Consider the following 15,190-nt stretch of genomic DNA (forward strand, 5'->3'; position numbering starts at 1 on the left):
ACCCCATTCTGCGCAGCCGTCAGGGAGCCAGCCAGGCGGAGGTGTACGTGTCGATCTCGGCGGTGAGCCGCGCCTTCCCCGCCGGGTCCAGGAACGAGGCCTCCACGGCGTTCTTCGCGAGCTGCGCGAGGCCGAGTTCGTCGAGGTCCAGCAGCCGGGCGGCCACCGCGTACTCGTTGTTGAGGTCGGAGCCGAACATCGGCGGGTCGTCGCTGTTGATGGTGACGAGCACACCGGCCGCCACCATCTCCTTGACCGGGTGCCGGTCCAGGTCGGTCACGGCGCGGGTGGCGATGTTGGAGGTCGGGCAGACCTCCAGCGCGATGCGGTGCTCGGCGAGGTAGGCGAGCAGTTCGGGGTCCTGGGTGGCGCTGGTGCCGTGGCCGATGCGCTCGGCGCCCAGCTCGCGGATCGCGTCCCAGATGGTCCCGGGGCCGGTGGTCTCGCCGGCGTGCGGCACGCTGTGCAGGCCGGCGGCGCGGGCGGCGTCGAAGTACGGCTTGAACTGCGGGCGCGGTACGCCGACCTCCGGGCCGCCGAGCCCGAAGGAGACCAGCCCCTCGGGGCGCAGGTCGACCGCGAGGCGCGCGGTCTCGGCGGCGGCCTCCAGCCCGGCCTCACCGGGGATGTCGAAGCACCAGCGCAGGATGACGCCGAGCTCGCTCTCCGCGGCCTTGCGGGCGTCCTCGATGGCCGCCATGAAGGCCTTCTCGTCGATGCCGCGGCGGGTGGAGGAGTACGGGGTGACGGTGAGTTCGGCGTACCGGATGTTCTGCCGGGCCATGTCGCGGGCAACCTCGAAGGTGAGGGTGCGTACGTCGTCGGGGGTGCGGACGAGGTCGACGACCGAGAGGTAGACCTCGATGAAGTGCGCGAAGTCGGTGAAGGTGAAGTAGTCGGCGAGGGCCTCGGGGTCCGTGGGGACCTTCGAGTCGGGGTGCCGGGAGGCGAGTTCGGCCACGATGCGGGGTGAGGCGGAGCCGACGTGGTGGACGTGCAGTTCGGCCTTGGGCAGCCCCGCGATGAAGGGGTGCAGGTCGGGCATGAGGGTGCCTCCGGGAGGGAGTGGTGCGGACGGACTGGCTTCATCGTAGGGAAGGGCAGGGGTGTCGTAGGCAGCGCTTAGCATGGCTGTACGAGAGGGGGGTGCCGTATGACCGATCAGAGCCCCGAGTCGCGAGACCCGTGGGCGCCGCCGGAGCGGCCCGCGGTCGAGCTGGGCAAACAGCAGGGTGCGCCGGGTACGCCAGGCGCGTCGGGTGTCCACGACCAGCAGACCATCGCGGGGATGCCGGGCGCCGACATACCGCAGGACGCGCCGAGGGCCGGACAGCCGCCGGCGGCCGCGCCCGCCTTCGGGCCCGCTCAGACGCCGGATCCCGCACCCGGTCCGCCGCCCGCCTACGGCTACCCGGCCCAACCCGCCTCCGGCGGCTACGGATACCCGGCCCAGCCGGATTCCGGGGGCTACGGCTATCCCGCCCCGCCGGTCGCACCGCAGGGGGCGTACCCGGGCCAGCCGGGCTACCCCGGATACCAGGGCTACCCCGGATATCCGCCCTACGCGCACAAGAGCAACGGCTTCGGAGTCACCGCGCTCGTGCTCGGGATCATCGCCGTGATCAGCTGCTACGGCGGAATCCTCTTCGGGATCCCGGCCGTCATCTTCGGCGTGCTGGGCCGCGGCAAGGCCAGGCGCGGTGAGGCCGACAACGACGGCATGGCGCTGGCCGGCATCATCACGGGCATCGTCGGCATCGTGATCAGCTGCCTGTTCATCGCGATCGCCGTCATCGGCATCATGTTCGGCGACTCGGGGTACGACAGCGACTCGGACTACTCGACGAACTACTCGAACACCAAGGTCGTCTACCGGGGCTGAGCCTCCGCAGGCCTACGGGTACACGAGCACACGAGTACACGGGTACGGCGACGGGGCCGGACCAGGAGCATCACGCCCCGGTCCGGCCCCGTCGCCGTACCCGTCCACCGTCACCGCCCCGTCAGGCGGTCCTCTCCCACGGCCACGCGGCGTCCCGGCCGTCCTCGATCAGGGACACCATGCGGAAGGCCGCGTCGGTGAGCCCGCCGAAGGTGTGCCGGTGCGCCGACCCGGAGGGGGCGTGGCCCACCCGGTATCCGGCGAGGTTCCACGTGTAGACCGGGACGGTGTCCGGGACCAGGGAGGTCGGGTCCCCGCCGTGGGCGTAGGTGGCCTGCTCGTCGGTGATGATCAGCACCCGGTCGTGCCCCGCGTAGTGCGTGCGCACGGCCTCGGCCGTGTTCGTGCCGCCGAGATCCTGGTACCGCTTCAGCACCTTCAGCACCGACTCGCCCCGGCTGTAGGCGACTTCCTTGCTGCCGGTGCCGAACTGCACGAGGCTCGCCTCCTCGGCGCGCAGCGCGAGCGCCGTGCCGAAGACGGCTGCCGCGTCGGCTCGGTTCAGCTCCGAGCGGTCCGACAGCGGCGACCACATCGACCCGGACCGGTCCACCAGGATCAGCGTCCGCCCGGGCAGCGCCGGTACGTTGGCCAGCGAGTGCCCCAACGCCCGCTCCAGCGGGTACGCCCAGCGCAGCGAGGGCGCGTGCTGGTAGGCGGCCAGGTACCGGAAGGGGAACTGCCGCGAGCGGGAGACGGTCTGCGGGTCGGAGATCTTCGCCGCGACCTGCTCGGCGACCGCGTCCGAAACACCGGCCTGGTCGAAGTTGCGCAGGTTCCGCAGCAGCGCCATTGCACCCATCGACGGGATGACCGCCTCCCAGGCGGCCGCGTCCATCGGCCCCTGCAGCCATCCGGCCAGCGCCTCCCAGGTCATGCCCGCCGCGGCGAGCCGCTCGGGGCCGTCCGGGGCGGTGACCACACCCCGGCGCTCCGCCACCGGCAGCTCCATCAGGGTCCGGTGCGCGACGAGCGTGCGGTTGTCCGCAGGGACCTCGGCGGTCTCCGGGCTGTGCCGGCGGTCGAGGGCGTGGCGGAACAGCTCGCCCTGCCAGGGCTTGTCCGGGTCGGGGGAGGCGTGCACCAGGTTCAGGACGTCGCCGAAGCGGTAGTCCTTGGACGCGGTGTCGTACTTCAGCAGCGCTGCGGCCGAGTAGAGGCGGCGCACGGCGTCGGCGATCCCGCGCTTGACGGGCTTGGGCACGTTGCGTCCGTAGGTGGCCGTCCAGTAGGCGAGCAGTTCACCGGGCTCGTCGGGGCGCCGCAGTACGGAGTCCACGACCTGCCGGTTCGACGGTCCGCCGGTGGCTCCGGCGTCGAGCCGCGCCTTGACGTACTCGGCGGCGCCGACGAGGGAGGCCGTGCGCATGTTGCCGTCGCCGCGGAGCCAGCCGAGCAGACCCGCCGTCCACTCGGGATCCTCGACGGCGAGGGTGCGCACGAGCACGGCGAACCGGTCGTCGCGGGCCTCACCGGACTCGTAAGAGGTCTGCTGCGTCACGAAGTTGGATACGGCCAGCAGGAAGAGCTCGGAGCGGGGGTCGCGGACGAAGCCGCGGCTGCCGTGGTGGTTGGCGGCCCGCGCTCCGGTGGAGCGCACGGGCGAGACGGGCGCGGTGGGCGCCGCGGGCCCGGACCTGCGCAGGTTGAAACGAGACATGAGAATTCCCCCGAATTCATTGGACATTGGGGGAAGGCGTGGCGTGTGGAATGCCCGAGATCGAGGTCGGCGACGGAAGAAGTCAGGTGCTCAATCCGCTGAGCTACCGGCCGTGGCCGGGCGGGATTCGAACCCGCCGCCTCCTGATCCGAAGTATCCGCTGCCTGCGCACCGGGCATTCCACACGCGTGCCTCCCGAGAAAGAAGTGGCGGCGGCGTGATTTCTGCAAGAAGTAGCCGCTGCCCGCGCACCGGGAGGTGCGTGACGCAGATGTCCAGAGATCGAGTTCGGCGAAACCACGTAGGTGCTCTACCAACTGAGCTACACCGGCCCGAAGCCGATGGCGGGACTCGAACCCGCGGCCGCCCCATTAACAGTGGAAGTAGGTCTCGCCTTCGCACCTGGACACTTCTGATCCTATGAGGCGGTGTTCGAGGCCCGCCACGCATTTAGCGGCCCTTTCCCGCGGGCTACGCCTGGGCGGTGGGCAGGATGACCAGTTGGCTCAGATTGACGTGCCGGGGGCGGCTCGTGGTGTACGCGATCAGGTCCGCCACGTCCTGGGCCGCGAGCGGGCCGATCGCCTCGAACATGCCGGACAGCTGCCGCGACAGTTCCGGGTTGTCGATGTGCTGGCCCAGCTCGGTGTCGGTCAGGCCCGGTTCGATGTTCGTCACCCGCACCCGGCGCGGGCCGAGTTCGGTGCGCAGCGAATGGGAGAGGTGGGTCAGTGCGGCCTTCGTGGCGCCGTAGACGGCGTAGTTGGGGAAGGTGACGTGCGCGCCGATGGAGGAGACGTTCACCAGGTCGGCGGTGGCGCCCTCGGCCGCGCGGGCCAGCAGGTCCGGGGTGAAGGCACGGATGACGCGCAGCGCCCCGGTCACGTTGGTGTCCAGCATCCGCTGCCACTCGTCGGCGCGGCCGTCCTCGACGGGGTTGGGGAGCATGACACCGGCCGCGTTGACCACGAGGTCCACCGCGCCGTACTCGGCGTGGACGAGCCGGACCGCCGAGTCCACCGAGTCCTGAGAGGTGACATCGGCCCCGGCGACGAGGGCCTGACCGCCGTCGGCCCGGATCTTGCCGGCCAGCTCCTCCAGCCGCTCCCTGCGGCGGGCGAGGAGGGCCACCCGGACGCCGTGCCGGGCGAGCAGCAGCGCGGTAGCGGCGCCCATGCCGCCGGCGGCTCCGGTGATGACGGCGGTGCGGCCCTGGAGGGATTCGTACGGCACGGCTGTGGCTCCTTCACATCTGCCGCGGGCTTCCCGGCGGCGTCCGGTGGTGGGAACCAGCCTGCGCGCGCGGCCCGTGCCTGCCCAGGGCTCCGCTCTTCCTGGGACTGCCAGTACCAGGCTGGGGAGCGGCGGCACCGCGCACGGGCGGCGAGGGCACCGGGCACGGGAACGGCCCGCCGGGCACGGGAACGGCCCGCCGATAAGATGAAATCCATGACCGGGGACATCGGAGACTTCCTGCGCTCGCGCCGCGCCCGCATCCAGCCCCACGAGGTGGGCCTGCCCGATCACGGCCGCCGCCGCGTGCCCGGCCTGCGGCGCGAGGAGGTCGCGCAGCTCGCGGGGGTCAGCGTCGACTACTACATCCGCCTGGAGCAGGGCCGCGGCCCCAGCGTCTCGGACGCCGTGCTCGACGCGATCGCCCGCGTGCTCCGGCTGAACTCCACGGAGCAGGCGCACCTGCGTGCCTTGGCCCGCCCCGCGGCCCCGGCCCCCGGGGCGGTGCCGGGCGCGGTCCAGGAGGTACGGGCCGGGGTGCGGCTGCTGCTGGAGGCGGTCGGCGGGTCGGCTCCGGCCTTCGTCCTGGGCCGCCGGATGGACGTCCTGGCCTGGAACGCCCTCGCGGACGCGGTCACCGGCTACTCCGCGATGCCCGAAGGCTTCCGCAACATCGCCCGCCAGGTCTTCCTCGACCCGGCCGTGCGCGCGCTGTACCCGCAGTGGGCGCAGATCGCCGAGGAGACGGTCGGTCATCTGCGGCTGGACGCGGGGCGGCATCCGGGCGACCCGGTGCTGGAGGAGCTCACGGAGGAACTGTCGGCGCGCAGCGAGAAGTTCCGTCAGCTGTGGGCGGGCCACCCGGTCAAGCAGAAGTCGCACGGGGTCAAGATCATCGACCATCCGGTGGTGGGCTTCCTGGAGCTCCCCTACGAAACCCTCGCGCTGCCGGGAGAACCCGACCAGCTGCTGGTCGTCTACAGCCCCCGCCCCGGCTCCGAGACAGCGCGCCGCCTCGCCCGTCTGGCCGAAAACGTACCCCTCGCCCCCGCCTCGGTCCTCAATGTCTAGCTCGCGCAGCCCGCTTCAGACCGTCGTGGGCATCAGCAGCGTCGGCACCATGACGACCTCGCCCTCGCCGGTGCCGCTGCCGGTGCCGCGGGAGAGCGGTACCCAGATCAGCCCCACCATCCGCGGGCAGTCACAGGCCGTGCCGGGGTCCATGCCCAGCACCGGCTCCCCGTCCGCGACCTCCACGCGGTAGCAGGAGGTCCAGCCCGACGGGTACGGGGCTTCGTGGGAGAAGCGCACGTCCAGCGCGCGCAGCCCCGTCTCCTCCGCGACCTCGCGCCGGACGGCGTCCTCGGGGTGTTCCCCGTCCTCCAGGCCGCCGCCGGGCAGGGTCCAGTACTCCGGCCCGTCGTGTCGCCCCGTGCTCCCCCTGCCGCGCTCCCGGACCATCAGCACGCAGCCGTCCCGGATGATCACCGCGGCCACCCGGCGCCGGTCCTCGGCCGGCACCCGGGCCGTGTCCGTCACGGCTGGTCCGCCCCGGCCCTGGGCCCCGCCCCTTCCTCGTCAGGTACCCGGAGCCGTTCGCGGGCCTTCATCAGCGCGAAGCCCAGCAGGTTCAGCCCCCGCCAGCGGGCCGGGTCCAGCGCGCGGTCGTCGTCGGCGGCCAGTCCGATGCCCCAGATCCGGTCCAGCGGGCTGGCCTCGACCAGGACCCGCTTCCCGGTGCCCAGCAGGTACGCCTTCAGCGCCGGGTCGGAGCCGAACTTGTGCACGCTGCCCTCCACCACCAGGGCGAACCGCTCCCGCTCCCATATCGCGTCGTCGAAGCCGCGCACGAGCCTTCCGGCCTTCTTCGCGGCCGCCGGACTCTTCGCCTCCAGCGCCGCCCGCTCGGCCTCGGCGTCGCCGAACAGCCGCGCTTTTCCGGCCATCATCCAGTGCTCGGCAGTGGCGTACCTGACGTCACCCACGGTGAACTCGGACGGCCACCACTGGCTGAGACAGCTCTGGCCGAGTGTTCCGTCGGGCCGCGGACGGTGTCCCCAGAACGGCAGGAACTTCACCCGCTCACCCCGGTTGACCTGCCCGATCAGTGTGTCGATCATCTCCATGCACGCGAGTCTGGCACCCGCCACTGACACTTCGTACCGGATTTCGGGCGCGCCTCGACACATGGTCGACCGATTCCGTCGCGTAATCAAAAGGCAACAACGGAATCACTTGGCCGAGGGGTACACCTCTGCCAGGATCGGCACTCAATTCGAGCTGTAGCTCGAACTGTAGCTACGGAGAGCGTGAGAGCGTGATGGGCAACCGCTTCCAGGTCAAGGTCCAGGTCAAGGACCGCTTCGCAGAAGGCGCGCAGTACATCGACGGGCAACTGCGACCCGGCACCTCAGGACGGTCACACACGGTGGTGGACCCGGCGACGGGCGAGGAGGTGCTCACCTACGAGCTGGCCTCCACGGCGGACGTGGACGCGGCCGTCGCCGCCGCCAAGCGGGCCTTCCCCGGCTGGTCCGGCGCCACCCCCGGCGAGCGCTCCGACGCGCTGCACCGGCTGGCCGCCGTGCTGTCGGAGCGGGCCGAGGAGTTCGCGTACGCGGAGTCCCTGCAGTGCGGCAAGCCGGTCAAGCTGTCGACCGAGTTCGACGTACCGGGGACCATCGACAACACGGCGTTCTTCGCGGGCGCCGCGCGCCACCTCCAGGGGCAGGCCGCCGGGGAGTACTCCGGGGACCACACCTCGTACGTGCGCCGCGAGGCGATCGGGGTCGTGGGCTCCATCGCACCCTGGAACTATCCGCTCCAGATGGCCGCCTGGAAGATCCTCCCGGCGATCGCCGCGGGCAACACGATCGTCCTGAAGCCCGCCGAGCTCACCCCGCTGACCTCCCTGATGTTCGCCCAGGCGGCCAAGGAGGCGGGGCTGCCCGACGGCGTGGTCAACATCGTCACCGGCGCGGGCCGGGACGCCGGTGAGCACCTGGTCGGCCACCCGGACGTGGTCATGACCTCCTTCACCGGCTCCACCGCCATCGGCAAGCGGGTCGCCGAGATCGCCACCGCCACCGTCAAGCGGCTCCACCTGGAGCTCGGCGGCAAGGCGCCCTTCCTCGTCTTCGACGACGCCGACCTGGAGGCCGCCGCGAACGGCGCGGTGGCCGCCTCCCTCATCAACACCGGCCAGGACTGCACCGCCGCCACCCGCGCCTACGTGCAGCGCACGCTCCACGACGCCTTCGTCGCCCGGGTCGCCGAGCTGATGGACACCGTTCGGGTCGGCGACCCCTTCGACCCGGCCACCGACCTCGGCCCGCTGGTCTCGCACGCCCAGCGCGACCGGGTCGCCGGTTTCGTCGAGCGGGCCCGCGGCTACGCCACGGTCGTCACCGGCGGCGAGATCCCGGGCGGGGAGTTGGCCGACGGCGCGTACTACCGGCCCACCCTGATCTCCGGCGCCGCGCAGGACAGCGAGGTGGTCCAGTCCGAGATCTTCGGGCCGGTCCTGGTCGTGCTGCCCTTCGACACCGACGACGAGGGCATCGCGCTGGCCAACGACACCCCCTACGGCCTCGCCGCCTCCGCCTGGAGCCGAGACCTGTACCGCGCCAACCGCGCCACCCGCGAGCTCAAGGCGGGCTGCGTCTGGGTCAACGACCACATTCCGATCATCAGCGAGATGCCGCACGGGGGCTACAAGGCCAGCGGCTTCGGAAAGGACATGAGCACGTACTCCTTCGAGGAGTACACGCAGGTCAAGCACGTGATGTTTGACAACACCGCGGTGGCGGCGAAGGACTGGCACCGCACGATCTTCGGGGACCGATAACCACGTAGCCGCCTGACCAGCGGCCCGCACCCCTCCCGAAAGGGCACCTCCCATGGAGCAGTTCGAGCCCGACCGTCTCTCGGCGGCGCAACTCGCCGCGATGCGACGCAGCCTCACCAGCGGGCGCGGCGCCCTCACCCGCCGTTCGCTGCTGCGCGTCTCCGGAGTCGGAGCGCTCACCCTCGGCGGCCTGTCCACCCTCGCCGGGTGCGGCATCCCGCCCGCCAAACGCGAGGGCGGGGCCGCGGCGGCCTCCGACGACCACTCGGCCCAGGAGAAGGAGATCAACTTCTCCAACTGGACCGAGTACATGGACACCAGCGAGGACGAGAAGTCGCGTCCCACGCTGGAGGAGTTCACCAAGCGGACCGGGATCACGGTCAAGTACACCGAGGACATCAACGACAACGTCGAGTTCTTCGGCAAGATCAAGCCGCAGCTCGCGGCCGGCCAGGACACCGGCCGCGACCTGATCGTCGTCACCGACTGGCTGGCCTCGCGCATCATCCGCCTGGGCTGGGCGCAGAAGCTGGACCCCTCGAACCTGCCGCACGCCTACGCCAACCTGATCCCGCAGTTCCGCAACCCCGACTGGGACCCGGGCCGCGCGCACAGCTATCCCTGGACCGGCATCGACACCGTCATCGCCTACAACACCAAGGCCACCGGCGGGAAGAAGGTCGACTCGGTCACCCAGATGCTCGACGACCCCTCCCTCAAGGGCCGCGTCGGCTTCCTCACCGAGATGCGCGACACCGTGGGCATGACCCTGATCGACCAGGGCAAGGACCCGGCGACCTTCACCGGCGCCGACTTCGACGAGGCGATCGGCCGGCTCCAGAAGGGCGTGGACAAGAAGCAGATCCGCCGCTTCACCGGCAACGACTACACCGCGGACCTCGACAAGGGCGACCTCGCAGCCTGCCTGGCCTGGGCCGGCGACGTCATCCAGCTCCAGGCCGGCAACCCGGACATCCAGTACGCGATCCCGGCGCCCGGCTACCTCACTTCCAGCGACAACCTGCTGGTCCCCGTCAAGGCCCGGCACAAGGCCAACGCGGAGAAGCTCATCGACTACTACTACGAGCCCGCGGTGGCCGCCCAGCTGGCCGCGTTCATCAGCTACGTCTGCCCCGTCGAGGGCGTCAAGGACGAGCTGGCCAAGATCGATCCGGCGCTCGCGGACAACGTCCTGATCGTCCCCGACAAGGCGATGTCCGCCAAGTCGCACGCCTTCCGCTCGCTCACCAGCGAGGAAGAGACGGCGTACGAGGAGAAGTTCGCCAAGCTCATCGGAGCCTGACGGGTCCTGCCGCCCCCCACCGGCAACCGGCCCCGTACCGGCACCTGCCCCTTCCACGACACACCACCGAAGGCCCAGGCCCATGACTGACAAGACCGCGGGCGGCGACGTCCGCCTCGCCGGGATCAGCAAGCACTACGGATCCTTCACCGCCGTGCATCCGCTCGATCTCACCATTCCCCAGGGCTCCTTCTTCGCCCTGCTCGGCGCCTCCGGCTGCGGGAAGACCACCACCCTGCGCATGATCGCCGGCCTGGAGGAGCCCTCCACCGGCACCGTCAGCCTCGGCGAGCGCGAGGTCACGAACCTGCCGCCGTACAAGCGCCCGGTCAACACGGTCTTCCAGAGCTACGCGCTCTTCCCGCACCTGGACGTCTCCGAGAACATCGCCTTCGGGCTGCGCCGCCGCGGCATCAAGTCCGTCAAGAAGCAAGTCGACGACATGCTGGAGCTGGTCCAGCTCGGCCAGTTCGCCCAGCGCAAGCCGCACCAGCTCTCCGGCGGCCAGCAGCAGCGCGTCGCGGTCGCCCGCGCGCTCATCAACCACCCGCAGGTCCTCCTCCTCGACGAGCCGCTGGGCGCCCTCGACCTCAAGCTGCGCCGCCAGATGCAGCTGGAGCTGAAAAGGATCCAGACCGAGGTCGGCATCACCTTCGTGCACGTCACGCACGACCAGGAGGAGGCCATGACCATGGCCGACACCGTGGCCGTGATGAACGGCGGCCGCGTCGAGCAGCTGGGCGCCCCCGCCGAGCTGTACGAGAACCCGAAGACGACCTTCGTCGCGAACTTCCTCGGCACCTCCAACCTCATCGAGGCCGAGGTCCTGGAAGCCGGCGGCTCCGACGTCATGGTGAGCTCGGCGGGTACGAAGCTGCGCGTCCCGGCGGCGCGCTGTTCGACCACGCCCCGCGCCGGCGGCAAGCTGCTGGTCGGGGTGCGCCCGGAGAAGATCTCGCTGGTCCACGCGGACGAGGAGAACACCATCGCCGCCGGCCGCAACAAGGTCGCGGGCAAGATCGCCGACTCCTCCTTCATCGGCGTCTCCACCCAGTACGTCATCGACAGCCAGGTCTGCCCGGAGCTGGAGGTGTACGTCCAGAACATCGAGCGCGACGCACGCCTGGTCCCCGGCGCCGACGTGATCCTGCACTGGAACCCGGACCACACCTTCGGCCTCGACGCCGCCCAGGACATCGACGCGGGCATCGAGACGGTCGAGGAGTCCGCGTGACCACCACTGCCGCGCCGCCCCAGGCGCCCGCCGCGGCCGAACCCCCGGTCCACAAGCCGTCCCTGAAGAAGCGCCTGATCCCGTACTGGCTGCTGCTGCCGGGCATCCTGTGGCTGGTCGTCTTCTTCGTGCTGCCGATGGTCTACCAGGCCTCCACCTCGGTGCAGACCGGCTCCCTCGAAGAGGGGTTCAAGGTCACCTGGCACTTCCAGACCTACTGGGACGCCTTCACCGAGTACTACCCGCAGTTCCTGCGTTCGCTGCTCTACGCGGGCACCGCGACCGTCCTGTGCCTGCTGCTCGGGTACCCGCTGGCCTACCTGATCGCCTTCAAGGCGGGCCGCTGGCGCAACCTCCTCCTGGTGCTGGTCATCGCCCCGTTCTTCACCAGCTTCCTGATCCGCACCCTGGCCTGGAAGACGATCCTGGCCGACGGCGGCCCGGTGGTCGGCGTCCTGAACAAGATCGGCTTCCTGGACGTCACCAGCTGGCTCGGCATGACCGAGGGCGACCGGGTCCTGGCCACGCCCCTCGCGGTCGTCTGCGGTCTGACGTACAACTTCCTCCCCTTCATGATCCTGCCGCTCTACACCTCGCTGGAGCGCATCGACACCCGCCTCCACGAGGCGGCCGGGGACCTGTACGCCCGCCCCGCCACGGTCTTCCGCAAGGTGACCTTCCCGCTCTCCATGCCGGGCGTGGTCTCCGGAACCCTGCTCACCTTCATCCCGGCGAGCGGCGACTACGTCAACGCAGAGCTGCTCGGCTCCACGGACACCCGGATGATCGGCAACGTCATCCAGTCGCAGTACCTGCGCATCCTGGACTATCCGACGGCGGCCGCGCTGTCCTTCATCCTCATGGCCATCGTGCTGATCATGGTCACCATCTACATCCGCCGAGCGGGAACGGAGGACCTGGTCTGATGAAGAGCGCCACCACCTGGCTCCGCCGCAATCTCGTCGTGATCGCGGGACTCGGCACGCTCGCGTACCTGATCCTGCCGAACGTCGTCGTCACGGTCTTCTCCTTCAACAACCCCACCGGGCGGTTCAACTACGCCTGGCAGGAGTTCTCGCTCGACGCCTGGAAGGACCCCTGCGGAGTCGCCGACATGTGCGCCTCCCTGTCCCTGTCCCTCCAGATCGCCCTGTGGGCCACCATCGGCGCGACCGTGCTGGGCACCGCGATCGCCTTCGCGATGGTCCGCTACCGCTTCCGGGGGCGCGGTACGGTCAACTCGCTGATCTTCCTGCCGATGGCCATGCCCGAGATCGTGATGGCGGCCTCGCTGCTCGCCCTCTTCCTCAACATGGGCATCCAGCTGGGCTTCTGGACGATCCTGATCGCCCACGTCATGTTCTGCCTCAGCTTCGTCGTCGCCGCGGTCAAGGCCCGTGTCCTGTCCATGGACCCCCGCCTGGAAGAGGCCGCCCGCGACCTCTACGCCGGCCCCGTGCAGACCTTCGTACGGGTCACCCTGCCGATCGCGGCGCCGGGCATCGCGGCGGGCGCACTGCTCTCGTTCGCGCTCTCGTTCGACGACTTCATCATTACCAACTTCAACTCGGGCAACACCGTCACCTTCCCCATGTTCGTGTGGGGATCGGCCCAGCGCGGTACGCCTGTACAGATCAACGTCATCGGCACGGCGATGTTCGTCATCGCGGTGCTGGTGGTCCTCGCCGGTCAGATGATCGGCAACCGCCGCAAGAAGGCACAGCCCAAGTAGCACCTGTTCAGCACGAGCAACACCTGTAGGGAGTTGGAAGACATGGCCCCAGACGCCATGCGCACCGCTGCACGATCACTTTCCGAAGCGAAGCCGGTCTCGTACTGGCTGGACGATCCCGGCAAGCCCGCCGCACAGCCCGCCCTCACCGGGGACGAGCACTGCGACCTGCTCGTCATCGGCGGTGGATACAGCGGCCTGTGGACCGCGCTGCTCGCCAAGGAGCGCGACCCCGCGCGGGACGTCGTACTGATCGAGGGCCACGAGGCGGGCTGGGCCGCCTCGGGCCGCAACGGCGGCTTCTGCGCCGCTTCCCTCACCCACGGCCTCGCCAACGGGATGGCCCGCTGGCCGGACGAGCTGGCCAAGCTGGAGGAGCTCGGCGCCCGCAACCTCGACGCCATCGAGGAGGCCGTCGCCCGCTACGGCATCGACTGCGACTTCGAGCGCAGCGGCGAGATCGACGTGGCCACCGAGCCGCACCAGGTCGAGGAACTGCGCGAGTTCCACGAGGAGGCCGAGAAGCTGGGCCTCGCGGGCAACTCGCAGTGGCTGGATCAGGACGCCCTGCGGGCCGAGGTCGACTCCCCGACCTTCCTCGGCGGGATCTGGGACCGCGACGGCGTCGCCATGCTCAACCCGGCGAAGCTCGCCTGGGGCCTCAAGGAGGCCTGCCTGGGCCTGGGCGTGCGGATCTACGAGAACACGCGCGGCCTGGACCTGACCGGCTCGGGGGCCGGGATGGCCGTGCGCACCCCGTACGGGCGGATCTTCGCCCGCCGGGTGGCGCTGGGCACCAACATCTTCCCCTCGCTGGTCAAGCGGGTGCGCCCGCTGACGGTCCCGGTCTACGACTACGCCCTGATGACCGAGCAGCTCACCGAGGAGCAGCTGGCCTCGATCGGCTGGAAGAACCGGCAGGGGCTCGGCGACAGCGCCAACCAGTTCCACTACTTCCGGATCACCCCCGACCGGCGGATCCTGTGGGGCGGCTACGACGCGATCTACCCGTACGGCGGCAAGCTCGACGCGGAGTACGACCACCGCCCCGAGACCTATCTCAAGCTCGCCGAGCACTTCTTCACCTGCTTCCCGCAGCTGGAAGGGGTGAAATTCAGCCACGCCTGGGGCGGGGCCATCGACACCTGCTCCCGCTTCTCGGCCTTCTTCGGCACCGCGCACGCGGGCAAGGTGGCCTACGCGGCCGGCTTCACCGGGCTCGGCGTCGGCGCCACCCGCTTCGGCGCCGACGTGATGCTGGACCTCCTGGCGGGGGAGCGCACCGAGCGCACGGAGCTGGAGATGGTCCGCTCCAAGCCGATGCCGTTCCCGCCCGAGCCCTTCGCGTGGACCGGGATCACGCTGACCAAGTGGTCGCTGGCGCGGGCGGACCGCATGGGCGGCCACCGGAACCTGTGGCTGAAGACCCTGGACCGTTTCGGGCTCGGCTTCGACAGCTGAGCCGGCCGGCCGTACGGGCCGCCCGGTGGTGTGCTGATCGGGTAAGAGACGGGTGCGCGCCCCGGGCGCGCACCTCCGTTCGCCCTGTGACCCGCTTCACCACCACGGAGTGGTGAAACCCGCGTCATAGTCCCGCCCGGCCCCGCTCTCTTCCGGTGGAGAACCCTTCACCGCAACCAAGAGAGAGCGGAGGCCGGGCGATGACGATCCCGGGGGACAAGACGGCAGTGGAATGGCTGGTCTCGGTGGCGCCCGATCCGGACGCCTGCCGCTGGGAGTGGGAGCGCAACCCCCTCGGGGTGACCCTGCTGCCCGCCGGCCGGCGCTGGGACGTGCTGATCCTGCCGGGGGAGCTGGGACGCGCCACCCTCGACGTGCTGGAGCTCCTGCTGGAGCGGCCCGGCCCGGTGCTCGCCGACTTCGGCGACACCCGGCTGGGCTTTTTCGTGCCCCCGGGCACGGCGTCCCGCTGGATCGGGACGGGCGTACGGGGAGCCGGGCGCGGGAGCTGGATCGTGGTCCCGTACCCCGGCCGGGCCACCGGCGGGGTCCGCTGGCTGGTGGTTCCGGACGGGCGGGGCACGCTCACCGATCCGGTGGTGCTGGAGCTCGCGATGCACGAGGCGGCGGCGCACGTCGTGGCGCAGGGGCGTGTCGGGCAGGGGAGTGCGGGGCAGGGGGACCGGAAGTCTTGACAAGAACATTGGTCTGGACCATCTTGGGCGCGCCTGCTCCATCACCTGTGGCCTGGCTCCATCCCCCCATGCACCGGAGGCAG

The 15,190-nt window shown here is 70.5% G+C and carries 15 protein-coding genes; 10 read left to right on the forward strand and 5 right to left on the reverse strand.

Annotated features, from left to right (window positions below; all coding sequences use genetic code 11):
* Positions 1-19: 19 nt before the first annotated feature.
* Positions 20-1,045: an adenosine deaminase gene (locus OG490_RS26885; RefSeq protein ID WP_330298831.1), complete on the reverse strand. Its 1,026-nt coding sequence runs from the start codon at positions 1,043-1,045 to the stop codon at positions 20-22.
* A 108-nt stretch (positions 1,046-1,153) separates the two neighbouring features.
* Between OG490_RS26885 and OG490_RS26890 the strand changes: the two genes are divergently transcribed.
* A complete protein-coding gene (locus OG490_RS26890; protein WP_330298832.1) occupies positions 1,154-1,882 on the forward strand; it encodes a DUF4190 domain-containing protein in 729 nt (242 codons plus the stop codon).
* Positions 1,883-2,003: 121 nt separating this feature from the next.
* Here the strand turns inward: OG490_RS26890 and OG490_RS26895 are convergent, their stop codons facing one another.
* A complete protein-coding gene (locus tag OG490_RS26895; RefSeq protein WP_330298833.1) occupies positions 2,004-3,602 on the reverse strand; it encodes a TROVE domain-containing protein in 1,599 nt (532 codons plus the stop codon).
* Positions 3,603-3,652: 50 nt separating this feature from the next.
* On the opposite strand from OG490_RS26895, the gene OG490_RS26900 reads away from it, so the two are divergent.
* Positions 3,653-3,823, forward strand: a complete 171-nt coding sequence (locus OG490_RS26900) for a hypothetical protein (protein ID WP_330298834.1) — start codon at positions 3,653-3,655, stop codon at positions 3,821-3,823.
* A gap of 250 nt (positions 3,824-4,073) precedes the next feature.
* On the opposite strand, the gene OG490_RS26905 is transcribed toward OG490_RS26900, so the two are convergent.
* Positions 4,074-4,835, reverse strand: coding sequence for an SDR family oxidoreductase (locus OG490_RS26905; protein WP_330298835.1), 762 nt, complete (start codon positions 4,833-4,835; stop codon positions 4,074-4,076).
* Between the two features lie 216 nt (positions 4,836-5,051).
* Between OG490_RS26905 and OG490_RS26910 the strand changes: the two genes are divergently transcribed.
* The gene (locus tag OG490_RS26910; protein WP_330298836.1) at positions 5,052-5,906 is read left to right on the forward strand and encodes a helix-turn-helix transcriptional regulator; all 855 of its coding nucleotides are present in this window, start codon (positions 5,052-5,054) and stop codon (positions 5,904-5,906) included.
* 15 nt (positions 5,907-5,921) lie between these two features.
* Here OG490_RS26910 and OG490_RS26915 read toward each other — a convergent pair whose 3' ends face one another.
* Positions 5,922-6,374 (reverse strand): NUDIX domain-containing protein, encoded by a 453-nt coding sequence (locus tag OG490_RS26915; protein WP_330298837.1) that lies wholly within the window; start codon positions 6,372-6,374, stop codon positions 5,922-5,924.
* Entirely contained in the window at positions 6,371-6,961 is a 591-nt protein-coding gene (locus tag OG490_RS26920) for an NADAR family protein (protein WP_330298838.1), read from the reverse strand. Before OG490_RS26920 ends, OG490_RS26915 begins: the two co-directional genes overlap by 4 nt.
* 194 nt (positions 6,962-7,155) lie before the next feature.
* On the opposite strand from OG490_RS26920, the gene OG490_RS26925 reads away from it, so the two are divergent.
* The 7 genes from OG490_RS26925 (at position 7,156) to OG490_RS26955 (ending at position 15,107) form a co-directional block, all read left to right on the forward strand.
* Entirely contained in the window at positions 7,156-8,682 is a 1,527-nt protein-coding gene (locus OG490_RS26925) for a gamma-aminobutyraldehyde dehydrogenase (RefSeq protein WP_330301084.1), read from the forward strand.
* A 52-nt stretch (positions 8,683-8,734) separates the two neighbouring features.
* The gene (locus OG490_RS26930) at positions 8,735-9,985 is read left to right on the forward strand and encodes a polyamine ABC transporter substrate-binding protein (protein WP_330298839.1); all 1,251 of its coding nucleotides are present in this window, start codon (positions 8,735-8,737) and stop codon (positions 9,983-9,985) included.
* 82 nt (positions 9,986-10,067) lie between these two features.
* Positions 10,068-11,219 (forward strand): ABC transporter ATP-binding protein, encoded by a 1,152-nt coding sequence (locus OG490_RS26935; RefSeq protein ID WP_330298840.1) that lies wholly within the window; start codon positions 10,068-10,070, stop codon positions 11,217-11,219.
* Complete coding sequence (locus OG490_RS26940) at positions 11,216-12,145, forward strand: ABC transporter permease (protein WP_330298841.1); 930 nt, start codon at positions 11,216-11,218, stop codon at positions 12,143-12,145. Before OG490_RS26935 ends, OG490_RS26940 begins: the two co-directional genes overlap by 4 nt.
* Complete coding sequence (locus OG490_RS26945; RefSeq protein WP_330298842.1) at positions 12,145-12,951, forward strand: ABC transporter permease; 807 nt, start codon at positions 12,145-12,147, stop codon at positions 12,949-12,951. The genes OG490_RS26940 and OG490_RS26945 overlap by 1 nt, the downstream gene beginning before the upstream one ends.
* Positions 12,952-12,993: 42 nt before the next feature.
* On the forward strand, positions 12,994-14,412 hold the full coding sequence (locus OG490_RS26950; protein ID WP_330298843.1) for an NAD(P)/FAD-dependent oxidoreductase: 1,419 nt from the start codon (positions 12,994-12,996) through the stop codon (positions 14,410-14,412).
* A 200-nt stretch (positions 14,413-14,612) separates the two neighbouring features.
* On the forward strand, positions 14,613-15,107 hold the full coding sequence (locus tag OG490_RS26955) for a hypothetical protein (RefSeq protein WP_330298844.1): 495 nt from the start codon (positions 14,613-14,615) through the stop codon (positions 15,105-15,107).
* Positions 15,108-15,190: the final 83 nt, after the last annotated feature.

This window comes from Streptomyces sp. NBC_00503 (genome assembly GCF_036346895.1).
Lineage (GTDB): Bacteria > Actinomycetota > Actinomycetes > Streptomycetales > Streptomycetaceae > Streptomyces.

Bases quoted from the DNA above. Each gene is read 5' to 3' on its own strand.
- OG490_RS26885 (WP_330298831.1), bottom strand. From the start codon at position 1,045: ATGCCCGACCTGCACCCCTTCATCGCGGGGCTGCCCAAGGCCGAACTG.
- OG490_RS26890 (WP_330298832.1), top strand. From the start codon at position 1,154: ATGACCGATCAGAGCCCCGAGTCGCGAGACCCGTGGGCGCCGCCGGAG.
- OG490_RS26895 (WP_330298833.1), bottom strand. From the start codon at position 3,602: ATGTCTCGTTTCAACCTGCGCAGGTCCGGGCCCGCGGCGCCCACCGCG.
- OG490_RS26900 (WP_330298834.1), top strand. From the start codon at position 3,653: ATGCCCGAGATCGAGGTCGGCGACGGAAGAAGTCAGGTGCTCAATCCG.
- OG490_RS26910 (WP_330298836.1), top strand. From the start codon at position 5,052: ATGACCGGGGACATCGGAGACTTCCTGCGCTCGCGCCGCGCCCGCATC.
- OG490_RS26920 (WP_330298838.1), bottom strand. From the start codon at position 6,961: ATGGAGATGATCGACACACTGATCGGGCAGGTCAACCGGGGTGAGCGG.
- OG490_RS26925 (WP_330301084.1), top strand. From the start codon at position 7,156: ATGGGCAACCGCTTCCAGGTCAAGGTCCAGGTCAAGGACCGCTTCGCA.
- OG490_RS26930 (WP_330298839.1), top strand. From the start codon at position 8,735: ATGGAGCAGTTCGAGCCCGACCGTCTCTCGGCGGCGCAACTCGCCGCG.
- OG490_RS26935 (WP_330298840.1), top strand. From the start codon at position 10,068: ATGACTGACAAGACCGCGGGCGGCGACGTCCGCCTCGCCGGGATCAGC.
- OG490_RS26945 (WP_330298842.1), top strand. From the start codon at position 12,145: ATGAAGAGCGCCACCACCTGGCTCCGCCGCAATCTCGTCGTGATCGCG.
- OG490_RS26950 (WP_330298843.1), top strand. From the start codon at position 12,994: ATGGCCCCAGACGCCATGCGCACCGCTGCACGATCACTTTCCGAAGCG.
- OG490_RS26955 (WP_330298844.1), top strand. From the start codon at position 14,613: ATGACGATCCCGGGGGACAAGACGGCAGTGGAATGGCTGGTCTCGGTG.